At 73.0% G+C, this 12693-nt stretch carries 11 protein-coding genes and 1 pseudogene; 9 read left to right on the forward strand and 3 right to left on the reverse strand.

Going from position 1 to position 12693, the window contains the following annotated elements:
• Nucleotides 1-16 precede the first annotated feature (16 nt).
• The gene (locus E6R18_RS15125) at nt 17-1186 is read left to right on the forward strand and encodes a cysteine desulfurase family protein (protein ID WP_136317417.1); all 1170 of its coding nucleotides are present in this window, start codon (nt 17-19) and stop codon (nt 1184-1186) included.
• A 30-nt stretch (nt 1187-1216) separates the two neighbouring features.
• On the opposite strand, the gene E6R18_RS15130 is transcribed toward E6R18_RS15125, so the two are convergent.
• A complete protein-coding gene (locus E6R18_RS15130; RefSeq protein WP_136317418.1) occupies nt 1217-1897 on the reverse strand; it encodes an N-acetylmuramoyl-L-alanine amidase in 681 nt (226 codons plus the stop codon).
• A gap of 61 nt (nt 1898-1958) precedes the next feature.
• On the opposite strand from E6R18_RS15130, the gene mnmA reads away from it, so the two are divergent.
• The gene (gene mnmA, locus E6R18_RS15135; protein WP_136317419.1) at nt 1959-3089 is read left to right on the forward strand and encodes a tRNA 2-thiouridine(34) synthase MnmA; all 1131 of its coding nucleotides are present in this window, start codon (nt 1959-1961) and stop codon (nt 3087-3089) included.
• 96 nt (nt 3090-3185) lie between these two features.
• Here the strand turns inward: mnmA and E6R18_RS34875 are convergent.
• Nucleotides 3186-3364 (reverse strand): annotated as a pseudogene (locus E6R18_RS34875) (alpha/beta hydrolase); the annotation flags it as partial.
• Between the two features lie 29 nt (nt 3365-3393).
• Nucleotides 3394-3729 (reverse strand): DUF427 domain-containing protein, encoded by a 336-nt coding sequence (locus E6R18_RS15145; RefSeq protein WP_136317420.1) that lies wholly within the window; start codon nt 3727-3729, stop codon nt 3394-3396.
• Nucleotides 3730-3806: 77 nt separating this feature from the next.
• Here E6R18_RS15145 and E6R18_RS15150 point away from each other — a divergent pair, with 77 nt between their 5' ends.
• The 7 genes from E6R18_RS15150 to gatA all read left to right on the forward strand — a co-directional run bounded on the left by E6R18_RS15150 (nt 3807) and on the right by gatA (nt 12690).
• Nucleotides 3807-4346: a TIGR00730 family Rossman fold protein gene (locus E6R18_RS15150; RefSeq protein WP_136317421.1), complete on the forward strand. Its 540-nt coding sequence runs from the start codon at nt 3807-3809 to the stop codon at nt 4344-4346.
• A gap of 29 nt (nt 4347-4375) precedes the next feature.
• Nucleotides 4376-5065, forward strand: coding sequence for an SDR family oxidoreductase (locus E6R18_RS15155; RefSeq protein ID WP_136317422.1), 690 nt, complete (start codon nt 4376-4378; stop codon nt 5063-5065).
• A gap of 34 nt (nt 5066-5099) precedes the next feature.
• Nucleotides 5100-6125, forward strand: coding sequence for a methionine synthase (locus tag E6R18_RS15160; protein WP_136317423.1), 1026 nt, complete (start codon nt 5100-5102; stop codon nt 6123-6125).
• A gap of 30 nt (nt 6126-6155) precedes the next feature.
• Nucleotides 6156-8381, forward strand: a complete 2226-nt coding sequence (ligA, locus tag E6R18_RS15165; protein ID WP_136317424.1) for an NAD-dependent DNA ligase LigA — start codon at nt 6156-6158, stop codon at nt 8379-8381.
• A 229-nt stretch (nt 8382-8610) separates the two neighbouring features.
• On the forward strand, nt 8611-10785 hold the full coding sequence (locus E6R18_RS15170) for a bifunctional diguanylate cyclase/phosphodiesterase (protein WP_136317425.1): 2175 nt from the start codon (nt 8611-8613) through the stop codon (nt 10783-10785).
• A 100-nt stretch (nt 10786-10885) separates the two neighbouring features.
• Entirely contained in the window at nt 10886-11182 is a 297-nt protein-coding gene (gene gatC / locus E6R18_RS15175; RefSeq protein ID WP_018102521.1) for an Asp-tRNA(Asn)/Glu-tRNA(Gln) amidotransferase subunit GatC, read from the forward strand.
• 5 nt (nt 11183-11187) lie between these two features.
• Nucleotides 11188-12690, forward strand: a complete 1503-nt coding sequence (gatA, locus tag E6R18_RS15180) for an Asp-tRNA(Asn)/Glu-tRNA(Gln) amidotransferase subunit GatA (protein ID WP_136317426.1) — start codon at nt 11188-11190, stop codon at nt 12688-12690.
• Nucleotides 12691-12693: the final 3 nt, after the last annotated feature.

The following is a 12693-nucleotide window of genomic DNA, read 5'->3' on the forward strand; positions in this document are numbered from 1 at the left end:
TAGAATCGAGCCCACCATGGCTTACCTCGACCACGCCGCGACCACGCCGATGCTTCCGGAGACGATCGCGGCGATGACCGCGCAGCTCGCCGTCACCGGCAACGCGTCCTCACTCCACGCCGCCGGCCGCCTGGCCCGCCGTACCGTCGAGGAGTCCAGAGAATCCCTCGCCGACGCCCTCGGCGCACGCCCCAGCGAGGTGGTGTTCACCTCCGGCGGCACCGAGTCGGACAACCTCGCGGTGAAGGGCCTGTACTGGGCCCGCCGCGACGCCGACCCCCGCCGCACCCGGGTCCTCGCCAGCCCCGTCGAGCACCACGCGGTGCTGGACGCGGTCGACTGGCTCGCCGCCCACGAGGGCGCGAACGTCGAATACCTCCCCGTCGACGCCTACGGGCGCGTCCACCCCGAAGCGCTGCGCGAGGCGGTCCTCCGCGACCCCGACGACGTCGCGCTGATCACCGTGATGTGGGCCAACAACGAGATCGGCACCATCATGCCGGTACGCGAACTGGCGGCGGTGGCCCGTGAGTTCGACGTGCCGATGCACGCGGACGCGGTGCAGGCGTTCGGACAGCTCGACGTGGACTTCGCCGCGTCCGGGCTGGCCGCGATGACGGTGAGCGCGCACAAGATCGGCGGCCCGACCGGCGTCGGCGCGCTGCTGCTGGGCCGCGAGTACACCCCGGTGCCCGTCCTGCACGGCGGAGGCCAGGAGCGCCACGTCCGCTCCGGCACCCTCGACGTGCCCGGCATCGCCGCGTTCGCCGTCGCCGGGCGGCTCGCCGCCGAACGGCGCGAGGACTTCGCCCGGGAGATCGGCGGGCTGCGCGACCAGCTGGCCGACGCCGTCCTGGCGCGGGTCCCCGACGCCCTGCTCGGCGGCGACCCGGCACCCGGCGGGCGGCTGCCGGCCAACGCGCACTTCACCTTCCCCGGCTGCGAGGGCGACTCGCTCCTGCTGCTGCTGGACGCCCAGGGCATCGAGTGCTCCACCGGCTCGGCCTGCACCGCCGGGATCGCCCAGCCCAGCCACGTCCTGCTCGCCACCGGCACCGACCCGGACCTGGCCCGGGGCACCCTGCGCTTCTCGCTCGGCCACACCTCCACCGAGCAGGACGTCGAGGACGTGGCCCGCGCGATCGGACCGGCGGTCGAACGGGCCAGGACGGCGGGGCTCAGCTAGGCCGGGCATGCCCGGTCCGGGCTGCCTGGGCTAGGACTTCTCGGACGCGGGCGCCGAGGCCGCGCGCCGGACCAGCTCCAGGTAGCGGTCCCAGTCCCAGCCCCGGCCCGGGTCCGTGTGGTCGGCCCCCGGCACCTCCACGTGCCCGATGATGTGCTCGCGGTCCACCGGTATCCCGTACCGCCCGCAGATCGCCGCGGTGAGCTTGGCGGACGCCCCGTACATCGCGCCGGTGAAGTCCTGGGGGCGGTCCACGAAGCCCTCGTGTTCGATGCCCACGCTGCGCTCGTTGTACGAGCGGTTGCCGGCGTGGAACGCCACGTCCAGCTCGCGGATCATCTGCGTCACATGGCCGTCCTTGCGCACCACGTAATGGGCGGCCGCCCGGTGCCCCGGGTCCTGGAAGGCGCGCACCGCGCTGCTGAAGCTGCCCTGCGTGACATGGATGACCACGCGGTCGATGCCGTAGTCGTCGGGGCGGTCCGCGCGCCGCCAGTTGGCGTCGGACGCCGCCACCCACCGGGCCCGGGCGTAGTCCACCGCGCCCGGCGTACGCGGCTTCTCCACGCCCGGCAGCCGCCACCAGGCGTGCTTCAGCCGGTCCCGCGCCAGCGCCGCCGTACCCACGGCCGTGACGGCGCCGCCGATCAGCACCGAGCGCCGGCTGATCCCGGTCCCGGTGCCGGACCCCGCCGTCCCCTTGGTCCCCATGTGACGGACAACGCTTATCCGCGAGCTTTCGGTTCCCGCCCCCACGTACCCTGGGGGAGCTATGACTGAGACTCCCCAGCGCCCCCTCCGCGTGCTCGCCGCCATGTCGGGCGGTGTCGACTCCGCCGTCGCCGCGGCCCGCGCCGCCGAGGCGGGCCACGACGTGACCGGCGTGCACCTCGCCCTCTCCGCGAACCCGCAGTCCTTCCGGACCGGCGCCCGCGGCTGCTGCACCATCGAGGACTCCCGCGACGCCCGCCGCGCCGCCGACGTCATCGGCATCCCGTTCTACGTCTGGGACCTGGCCGAACGCTTCCGCGAGGACGTCGTGGAGGACTTCGTCGCCGAGTACGAGGCCGGGCGCACCCCCAACCCGTGCCTGCGCTGCAACGAGAAGATCAAGTTCGCCGCGCTCCTGGACAAGGCCCTCGCGCTCGGCTTCGACGCGGTGTGCACCGGGCACTACGCCACCGTGGTCCTCGCCGAGGACGGCAGCCGGGAGCTGCACCGCGCCTCGGACATGGCCAAGGACCAGAGCTATGTGCTCGGCGTCCTGGACGAGCGCCAGCTCGCCCACGCGATGTTCCCGCTCGGCGACACCCTCACCACCAAGGACGAGATCCGCGCCGAGGCCGAGCGCCGGGGCCTCGCGGTCGCCAAGAAGCCGGACAGCCACGACATCTGCTTCATCGCGGACGGCGACACCCAGGGCTTCCTCGCGGACCGCCTCGGCGGCAAGGCGGAGGGCGACATCCTGGACGAGTCAGGTGCGAAGCTCGGCACCCACGAGGGCGCCTTCGGCTTCACCGTCGGCCAGCGCAAGGGCCTGCGCATCGGCCACCCGGCCCCGGACGGCAAGCCGCGCTACGTCCTGGACATCTCCCCGGTGAACAACACCGTCACGGTCGGCCCGGTCGAGGCCCTCGACGTCACCGCGCTCACCGCGATCAAGCCCCGCTGGTGCGGCACCCCGCCCTCCGGCCCGGGGACGTACACCGCCCAGCTGCGCGCCCACGGCGGCGAGACCGAGGTCACCGCCGAGCTGACCGACGCCACCCTCCACGTCACCTTCACCGAGCCGGTCCGGGGCGTGGCCCCCGGCCAGGCGGTCGTGCTCTACGACGGGACGCGCGTGGTCGGCTCCGCGACGATCGCGACGACGGTGCGCCGGGAGCGGGCGGCGGCGAGCTGAGCACCGTGCGGGGAAGCCCCGCACGGCTACGCCCGACCCCAGTACGGGCGTGGCCGCGCGGGGCGCTCACGGCCCCCCGGACCCGCCCGGCGCGGGTCAGGACGCCTGGCGGGCGTACGCGTCACGGCCGAAGAACTCCGCCGGCACCCGGGCGATCACCTGGGATCCCGGCTCGCGGGTCCGGCCCGTCAGCGTCCGGCGGCGGCCCCGGGCAGCGCGTCCGCCGGCTGCCGGGTCGCCGACCTCGCGGTGGCCGAGCTGGACCCGCCGCAGACCGCCGGGGAAAAGATTGCCTGACGGCCAGTCAGTGAGCGATCAGCTCCGTGTCGTAGAAGCAGAAGTGGTCCTTGATCGCCTCCACCTCGGCCTTCGGCTCCTCGTACGCCCAGACCAGATCGGCCGCGCCCGGCAGCGACCAGTAGGAGGCGTCCCCCTTGAACGGGCAGTGCGTGCGCGTGTCAGACGGCGTCAGCAACTCCGTACGCACGTCCTCCGGCGGCAGGTAGTAGCGGTCCGGACAGCCCGTCTCGCGCAGGACGAGCGGGCGGCGGCTCTCGGCGAGCAGCAGGCCGTCGCAGACCACGCGCACGTGCTCGGTGCCGGGCTCGACGGTGATGCGGTGTCCTCGGGTGGTAGTCATACCTCTCTCAGCCGTCCCCGGGGCTGGATTCTTCCCCGGTCGCCTCCCCGCCGGCGGCGGGCTCTACCGTGGCAGCCATGAACATCTGCGTCTTCCTCTCCGCCGCCGACCTCCCTGACCGCTACACCGTGCCCGCCCGCGAGTTCGCCGAGCTGATCGGCCGCGGCGGGCACACCCTGGTCTGGGGCGGCTCGGAGAGCGGGCTGATGAAGGTCGTCGCCGACGGCGTCCAGGAGGCGGGCGGCAGGCTCGTCGGGGTGTCGGTGGACTTCCTGGCCGCCAAGGCGCGGAGCAACGCCGACGAGATGGTGATCGCCCACGACCTCGCCGAGCGCAAGGCCCTCCTCCTGGCGAAGGCCGACGCGATCGTGATCATGGTCGGCGGCACCGGGACGCTGGACGAGGCCACCGAGATCCTGGAGCTGAAGAAGCACGGCAAGCACAGCAAGCCGGTCGTCCTGCTCAACACCGCGGGCTTCTACGACGGGCTGCGCGAGCAGTTCCGGCGGATGGAGGACGAGGGCTTCCTGCCGTTGCCCCTGACCGAGCTGGTCTTCTTCGCCGAGGACGGGGTCGGCGCCCTGGCCTACCTGGAGGAGTGGGCCGGCCTGCAGTGACCCGTGGTGCCGGGTGCGACGATGGGGCCATGTCCACTCACCTCATCACCGGTGCCGGCTCCGGCATCGGCGCAGCGGTCGCCCGCCGTCTCACCGAGCGCGGGGACGACCTCGTCCTGCTGGCCCGCGACGCGGGCCGCGCCAAGGAGCTGGCCGCGCTCCACCCCGGCGCCCGCACCCTCGTCGGCGACCTGTCCAACCCGGACCGGCTCTCCTGGGCCTTCGCCCAGCAGCCGATGCCGGAACGGCTCGACTCGCTGCTGCACATCGCGGGCGTCGTGGAACTCGGCCGGGTCGGCGAGCTCACCCCCAAGGCATGGCACCTCCAGCTCAACGCCAACCTCGTCGCCCCCGCCGAGCTGACCCGCCTCGTCCTCCCACAGCTGCGCGTCGCCCAGGGCCACGTCCTGTTCGTCAACTCCGGGGCCGGGCTCTCTGCGAGCGCCGAGTGGAGCGCGTACGCGGCGAGCAAGCACGGGCTGAAGGCGCTCGCCGACTCCCTGCGCCACGAGGAGCACGGTAACGGCGTCCGGGTCACGTCCGTCTACCCCGGCCGCACCGCGAGCCCCATGCAGGCCAAGGTCCACCAGCAGGAGGGCAAGGAGTACGACCCGGCCCGCTGGCTGGACCCCGAGTCCGTCGCCACCACCATCCTGATGGCGCTCGACCTGCCCCGCGACGCCGAGGTCAACGACCTCACGGTGCGCCCCGGCCGCTGACCGCACGGGCGGCGGACCGCCGTAGGCTTCCCGCGTGAGCGAGAAGAGCGAGTTCAGGGACTGCCCGGCCACCGGAATCGGCTCGATGCCCGGATCGGACGCCCGGGAGGCGGCGAAGACCGTCACCGGCTCCTTCGGCGACGGCCAGGGCATGCCGTATCTGGCGGAGCTGCCCGGACGCGGGCCGGGCGCGGACATGACCGGGCGGACGATCGGGCTGCTGGCCGAGATGTACGGGCACGTCGAGCCCAGCGGCTGGCGGATCAGCGACCGGCCGGGCCGCGACACCCGCCGGGCCCGGTCCTGGCTCGGCGAGGACCTGGACGCCCTGGAGGAGTTCACCCAGGGCTACGAGGGCCCGCTCAAGGTCCAGGCCGTCGGGCCCTGGACGCTGGCCGCCGCCCTGGAGCGCCGGGGCGGCGAGGCGTTCCTCGGCGACCCGGGCGCCTGCCGCGACCTGGCGGACTCGCTCGCCGAGGGGCTGCGCGGCCACCTCGCCGAGGTGCGGCGCCGGATGCCCGGCGCGCGCCTCGCCCTCCAGCTGGACGAACCCTCCCTCACCGGGGTCCTGCTCGGCCGGATCAGGACCGCCAGCGGCTACCGCACCTACCGGGCCGTGGACCGCCAGGTCGTGGAGGACACGCTGCGCGAGGTGCTGTCCGCGGCGGGCGAGGCCGCCACGCTCGTGCACACCTGCGCCCCCGAGGTTCCGTTCGCCCTGCTGCGCCGGGCCGGGGCGGACGGGATCTCGTTCGATTTCTCCCTCCTCACCGAGCGTGAGGAGGAGGCGGTCGGGGAAGCCGTCGAGAGCGGCACCCGGCTGTTCCTCGGGGTGGTGCCGGGCACCGACCCGGCCTCGGGCGGATTGTCAGACCCGGGCGGTAGCGTCATGGGTGTCAGGACGCTGTGGCGCAGGCTGGGGCTGAATCCGGGGACTCTGACCGAGTCCGTGACGGTCACCCCCTCGTGCGGTCTCGCGGGTGCGTCGCCCGCGTACGCACGGGCCGCGCTCGCCCATTGCGCCCGGGCCGCTGAATCGCTCGCAGACAACCCTGAGTAACGGGGCGCTGGGTAACGGGAGGACGGGACGATGGCCGGCGAAGAGCAGACGGCAGTGCCAGTGGAGGCGCGGGAGAGGCACAAGCTCCTCGCGGAACAGATCGAGGAGCACCGCTTCCGGTATTACGTGAACGACCAGCCGGTCGTCAGCGACGCCGAGTTCGACCGGCTGATGCGTGAGCTGGAGGCCCTGGAGGACGCCCACCCCTCGCTGCGCTCGCCCGACTCGCCGACCCAGAAGGTCGCCGGTCCCTACCGCACGGAGTTCACCTCCGTCGAGCACCGCGAGCCGATGCTCTCCCTGGACAACGCCTTCGACGACGAGGAGCTGGCCGCCTGGGGCGAGCGGATCGCCCGGGACGTGGGCTCCCCGGGCTACCACTTCCTGTGCGAGCTGAAGATCGACGGCCTCGCCGTCAACCTCACGTACGAGAACGGCGTGCTGACCCGGGCGGCGACCCGGGGCGACGGCCGCACCGGCGAGGACATCACGCCCAACGTCCGTACGATCGCCGACATCCCGCACCGGCTGAAGGGCGACCGCGTCCCGCCGCTGGTCGAGATCCGCGGCGAGGTCTTCTTCCCGATGGAGGGGTTCGAGGAGCTGAACGCCCGGCTGGTGGAGGCCGACGACAAGCCCTTCGCCAACCCGCGCAACGCGGCGGCCGGTTCACTGCGCCAGAAGGACCCCAAGGCCACCGCCTCCCGCCCGCTGCACATGGTGGTGCACGGCATCGGCGCCCGCGAGGGCTTCGACATCGACTGCCTCTCGCACGCCTACGAGCTGCTGCACGAGTGGGGTCTGCCCACCGCCAAGTACAACAAGGTGGTCGACTCCCTCGCCGGCGTACGGGAGTTCATCGCCTACTTCGGCGAGCACCGGCACTCCGTGGAACACGAGATCGACGGGGTCGTCGTCAAGCTGGACGAGATCCCGCTCCAGGGCCGTCTCGGCTCCACCTCGCGCGCCCCGCGCTGGGCCATCGCCTGGAAGTACGCCCCGGAGGAGGTCAACACCAAGCTGCTCAACATCCGCGTCGGCGTCGGCCGCACCGGCCGCGTCACCCCGTACGCCCAGGTCGAGCCGGTCGTGGTGGCGGGCTCCGAGGTCGAGTTCGCCACCCTCCACAACCAGAACGTGGTCCGCGCCAAGGGCGTCCTGATCGGCGACACGGTGGTGCTCCGCAAGGCCGGTGACGTGATCCCGGAGATCCTCGCCCCCGTCGTCGCCGACCGCGACGGCACGGAGACGGCGTTCGTCATGCCGACGCACTGCCCCGAGTGCGGGACGGAGCTGAAGCCCATGAAGGAGGCGGACGTCGACGTCCGCTGCCCGAACGCCCGCTCCTGCCCCGCACAGCTGCGCGAGCGCGTCGCCTATCTCGCCGGCCGCAAGTGCCTGGACATCGACCACTTCGGTTACGTGGTCGCCGCCGCCCTGACCAGGCCGCTGGAGCCCACCGAGCCGCCGCTGCGCGACGAGGGGGACCTCTTCGGGCTGACCGTCGAGGAACTGCTGCCGATCCGGGCCTACGTCCTCGACCCGGACAGCGGGCTGCCCAAGCGCGACCCGAAGACCGGCGAGGAGAAGACGGCCCTGGTCTTCGCCAACCAGCAGGGCGAGCCGAAGAAGAACGCCGTCGCCATGCTGGACGCCATCGCGGCCGCCAAGCAGGCGCCGCTGGCCCGCATCCTCACCGGGCTCTCCATCCGGCACGTCGGCCCGGTCGCGGCCCGGGAGCTGGCCCGCCAGTTCCGCTCCATCGACCGCATCGAGGCGGCCACCGAGCAGGAGCTCTCCGACGCCGACGGGGTCGGGCCGGTCATCGCGGCCTCGGTCAAGCAGTGGTTCGCCGAGGACTGGCACCGCGAGATCCTGCGCAAGTGGCGGGAGGCCGGAGTCCGGATGGAGGACGCGGGGGCCGGCGAGGACGAGGGGCCGCGGCCCCTCGAAGGGCTCACCGTCGTCGTCACGGGCACCCTGGCCGGGCACACCAGGGATGGCGCGAAAGAGGCCCTGCAGAGCCGGGGAGCGAAGGTCACCAACTCCGTATCGAAGAAGACCTCCTTCGTCGTGGTGGGCGACAACCCGGGCTCCAAGTACGACAAGGCGGTGCAGCTGAAGGTCCCCGTGCTGGACGACACCGGCTTCGCGGTACTGCTCGACCAGGGCGCGGGCGCGGCCCGCGAGGCGGCGGTCCAGCCGGAGGGACCGGCGGCCGAGGCGCCGGGGGAGGCGGCCGGACCCGGAGCGTGAGAGGCCCCAACACACCGCCCGTTTCACCCGATCGGGTGCATAGCAGATGCTGACGGATGGTCGGTTCGCATTCGGGCAAGAGCGGTAGACCGCTGCCCGTAGAAGCCTTCCGCGGCCTACTGTTGGAAGATGCGCCCTCGGACCCGGCCACCGGGCGAGGTCCGGGGCGTGGTGGCACGGAACGCAATCATCGGGTGACATCGGCATCGCCGGCTGTGAGAGGGACGGAATGAAACCGACCGAGAGCGCCGCACCGGTGGCGCGGCTGCAAGGTTTCGTGGGCCTCACCCCCAAAGTGGGTGCCGTCGTCGTGGCGCTCGCCACGGTCCAGCTCGCGACCGGCTTCTACCGTGCCCTCAGCCACGGGCACGCCCTCTTCCCGGACGGCCGGGCCGGCTGGTCGCTCGCCGTCCTCACCGGCATCGTCGTCGGCCACCTCGTCGCCCTAGGCCGCGACCGCTGGTGGGGCGGCACAGGCTCCGGCGCGGCCCTCACCCTGGCCGTCCTGCTGCTCTACGGCTGGGTGCCCGCCGGACTGGTCAGCCTCGTCGTGGTCGTCCTCGTCGGCGTCGCCCGCAGGCACCGCTGGTGGCAGGGGCTGCTGCACGGGGCTGTGGACATCCTCGGGGTCGGCGCGGCGGCCCTGGTGCTCGCCGCGTTCGGCGAGGTGCAGTCCGTCGAGGCGCCGTGGAAACCACTCGACTGGGGCATCGACGCCGTCCCGGAAGTCCTGCTCGCCGCCTCCACCTACCTGCTCGTCACCCGGGTCCTGCTGTGGTATTCGCGGGCCCAGCCGGGCGGCGGGCTGCCCACCGTCGCCCGCACCGCCATGCTGCGCCAGGGCCTGGTCGCGGTCGCCCTGCTCGGCATCGCCCCGCTGATCTGCGTCGTCGCGATGGCCAGACCCATCCTGCTGCCGCTCTTCGCGGTGCCGCTGATCGCGCTCGACTCCACGCTCTGGATCGCCCGCGCCCGGGCCGAGGAGCAGCTGAAGGACCCGCTGACCGGGCTGCCCAACCGGCAGTGGCTGCTGGAGCGGACCTGGACGGCGCTGGAGGAGGCCGAGAGCCTCAGCAGCCGGGTCGGCCTGGTCCTGATCGACCTCGACCGCTTCCGGGCGGTCAACGACACCCTCGGCCACCTCGCCGGCGACCGGCTGCTGCTCCAGATAGCGGAGCGGCTGCGGCTCGCCCTGCCGCGCGGCGCGGAGGCGGCCCGGCTCGGCGGCGACGAGTTCGCCGTCCTGCTGCCCACCGCCGACTCCACCACCAGCGCCCAGCGCGTCGCCCGCCACCTGGTCGCCGAGCTGTCCTCGCCGCTCGACCTGGACGGCCTCACCCTGGTCCTGGAGGCCAGCGCCGGCGTCGCCGTCTACCCGGACCACGCGCTGGACGCGGAGGGGCTGCTGCGCCGGGCGGACGTGGCGATGTACCAGGCCAAGCGCGACCGCACGGGCGTGGAGGTGTACGAGTCGAAGCGCGACAGCAACACCCCGGACCGGCTCGGCCTCCTCGGCGACCTGCGCCGCGCGCTGGACGCGGGCGAGGTGGAGCTGCACTACCAGCCCAAGGTCCGCTTCGACGGACAGGTGGCCGGGCTGGAAGCGCTGGTGCGCTGGGTGCACCCGGAGCGCGGCCGGGTCCCCCCGGACGAGTTCATCGCCATCGCCGAGTCCTCCGGGCTGATGCCGCACCTGACGGAGTACGTCCTGGAGACGGCGCTCGCCCAGGTCGCCCGGTGGCGCGCGCAGGGCCTCTTCGTGCCCGTCGCGGTCAACGTCTCCCCGCGCGACGTGCACACCCCCGGATTCGCCGGCGGCGTCGCGGCCCGGCTCGCCCGGCACGGCGTCCCGGCGGGAGCGCTCCAGCTGGAGATAACGGAGCACGTACTCCTGGAGGACCCGCAGCGGGCCGCCGACACACTGGCCGGGCTGACCGGGCACGGCGTGAAGATGTCCCTGGACGACTTCGGCACCGGGTACTCCTCCCTGGTCCACCTGCGCCGGCTGCCGGTCAGCGAGCTGAAGATCGACCGGTCCTTCGTGGCCCGGCTCGCCATCGACCACGAGGACGCGGAGATCGTCCGCTGCACGATCGACCTGGCCCACTCGCTCGGCCTGCTGGTCGTCGCCGAGGGCGTCGAGGACGACGAGACCTGGGAGCGGCTGCGGGACCTGCGCTGCGACGCGGTCCAGGGCTGGCTGGTGGCGGCCGCGATGCCGCCCCAGGAGACGACCGCGTGGCTGCGGGCCCGGGGCGAGCACGGCTGGCGCAGACCGGCCGAGCTGGCCGCCGCGGCGGCCGCGGCAGCGGCGGCGGCGAGTGTGGCGGCGGCGGCGCCGACCCCCGAGCTGGAGCAGCGGCCCTCCGGGCGGACGGCCGGTTCACGGCCGTCTCCGACGTAGAGCCGTCCCCGGGCGGCGAATCCGGCAGGTGGCCGTGGGCGGTGCGGGCGACCCCATAGGATTGGGCCAAAACCACACACCAACCCCTGAGGATCGCTGCATGCCTGGCATCACGCGCGAGGAGGTCGCCCACCTCGCCCGGCTGGCGCGTCTGGAGCTGAAGGGCGAAGAGCTCGATCACTTCGCCGGACAGCTCGACGACATCATCGGCGCGGTCGCCCGCGTCTCCGAGGTCGCCGACCAAGACGTACCGCCGACCTCCCACCCGCTGCCGCTGACGAACGTCATGCGGGCGGACGTGGTCCGCCCGTCCCTCACCCCCGAGCAGGCGCTCTCCGGGGCCCCGGCCCAGGAGCAGCAGCGTTTCAAGGTGCCGCAGATCCTGGGGGAGGACTGACAGCCATGACGGACATCAGCAGCATCATCAAGCTCACCGCGGCCGAGATCGCCGCGAAGATCGCCTCCGGCGAGCTCACGGCCGTCGAGGTCACCGAGGCCCACCTGGCCCGGATCGAGGCCGTGGACGAGAAGGTCCACGCCTTCCTGCACGTCGACCGCGAGGGCGCGCTCGCGCAGGCCCGCGCCGTGGACGCCAAGAAGGCGTCCGGCGAGAAGCTCGGCCCGCTGGCCGGCGTCCCGCTCGCGCTGAAGGACATCTTCACCACGAAGGACATGCCGACCACCGTCGGCTCGAAGATCCTTGAGGGCTGGGTCCCGCCGTACGACGCGACCCTCACCCGGAAGCTGAAGGCCGCCGACGTCGTCATCCTCGGCAAGACCAACATGGACGAGTTCGCCATGGGGTCCTCCACCGAGAACAGCGCCTACGGCCCCACCGGCAACCCCTGGGACCTCACCCGCATCCCGGGCGGCTCCGGCGGCGGCTCCTCGGCCGCCCTCGCCTCCTTCGAGGCCCCCCTCGCCATCGGCACGGACACCGGCGGCTCCATCCGCCAGCCCGCCGCCGTGACCGGCACCGTCGGCGTCAAGCCCACCTACGGCGGGGTCTCCCGCTACGGCATGGTCGCCTTCTCCTCCTCGCTCGACCAGGGCGGCCCCTGCGCCCGCACGGTCCTGGACGCGGCCCTGCTGCACGAGGCGATCGCCGGGCACGACCCGATGGACTCCACGTCGATCGACGCGCCGGTACCGCCGGTGGTCGAGGCCGCGCGCAACGGCTCCGTACAGGGCATGCGCGTCGGCGTCGTCAAGCAGTTCTCCGGCAAGGGCTACCAGGCCGGCGTCGTCCAGCGCTTCGAGGAATCGGTCGAGCTGCTGAAGTCGCTCGGCGCCACGGTGGTCGAGTTGGACTGCCCGTCCTTCGACCTCGCCCTCTCGGCGTACTACCTGATCGCTCCGTCCGAGTGCTCCTCGAACCTCGCCCGGTTCGACGCCATGCGCTACGGCCTGCGGGTCGGCGACGACGGCACGAAGTCCGCCGAGGACGTCACCGCGCTCACCCGCGAGGCCGGCTTCGGCGACGAGGTCAAGCGCCGCATCATCCTCGGTACGTACGCGCTCAGCTCCGGCTACTACGACGCGTACTACGGCTCCGCGCAGAAGGTCCGGACCCTGATCACGCGGGAGTTCGAGCGGGCCTTCGAGCAGGTCGACGTGATCGTCTCGCCGACCACGCCCACCACCGCCTTCCCGATCGGCGAGCGCGCCGACGACCCGATGGCGATGTACCTGGCCGACCTGTGCACCATTCCGACCAACCTGGCGGGCAACGCCGCCATGTCGCTGCCCTGCGGCCTGGCGCCCGAGGACGGCCTCCCGGTCGGGCTGCAGATCATCGCCCCCGCCATGAAGGACGACCGGCTGTACAAGGTCGGAGCCGCCGTAGAGGCCGCATTCGTGGAAAAGTGGGGACACCCGCTGATCGAGGAGGCTCCGTCGCTGTGAGTG

Origin of the sequence: Streptomyces sp. A1277 (assembly GCF_004795015.1) — a bacterium.
GTDB lineage: Bacteria > Actinomycetota > Actinomycetes > Streptomycetales > Streptomycetaceae > Streptomyces.

Coding starts and splice junctions, on each gene's coding strand:
- E6R18_RS15125 (WP_136317417.1), top strand. CDS start 17: ATGGCTTACCTCGACCACGCCGCGACCACGCCGATGCTTCCGGAGACG.
- E6R18_RS15130 (WP_136317418.1), bottom strand. CDS start 1,897: ATGGGGACCAAGGGGACGGCGGGGTCCGGCACCGGGACCGGGATCAGC.
- mnmA (WP_136317419.1), top strand. CDS start 1,959: ATGACTGAGACTCCCCAGCGCCCCCTCCGCGTGCTCGCCGCCATGTCG.
- E6R18_RS15145 (WP_136317420.1), bottom strand. CDS start 3,729: ATGACTACCACCCGAGGACACCGCATCACCGTCGAGCCCGGCACCGAG.
- E6R18_RS15150 (WP_136317421.1), top strand. CDS start 3,807: ATGAACATCTGCGTCTTCCTCTCCGCCGCCGACCTCCCTGACCGCTAC.
- E6R18_RS15155 (WP_136317422.1), top strand. CDS start 4,376: ATGTCCACTCACCTCATCACCGGTGCCGGCTCCGGCATCGGCGCAGCG.
- ligA (WP_136317424.1), top strand. CDS start 6,156: ATGGCCGGCGAAGAGCAGACGGCAGTGCCAGTGGAGGCGCGGGAGAGG.
- E6R18_RS15170 (WP_136317425.1), top strand. CDS start 8,611: ATGAAACCGACCGAGAGCGCCGCACCGGTGGCGCGGCTGCAAGGTTTC.
- gatC (WP_018102521.1), top strand. CDS start 10,886: ATGCCTGGCATCACGCGCGAGGAGGTCGCCCACCTCGCCCGGCTGGCG.
- gatA (WP_136317426.1), top strand. CDS start 11,188: ATGACGGACATCAGCAGCATCATCAAGCTCACCGCGGCCGAGATCGCC.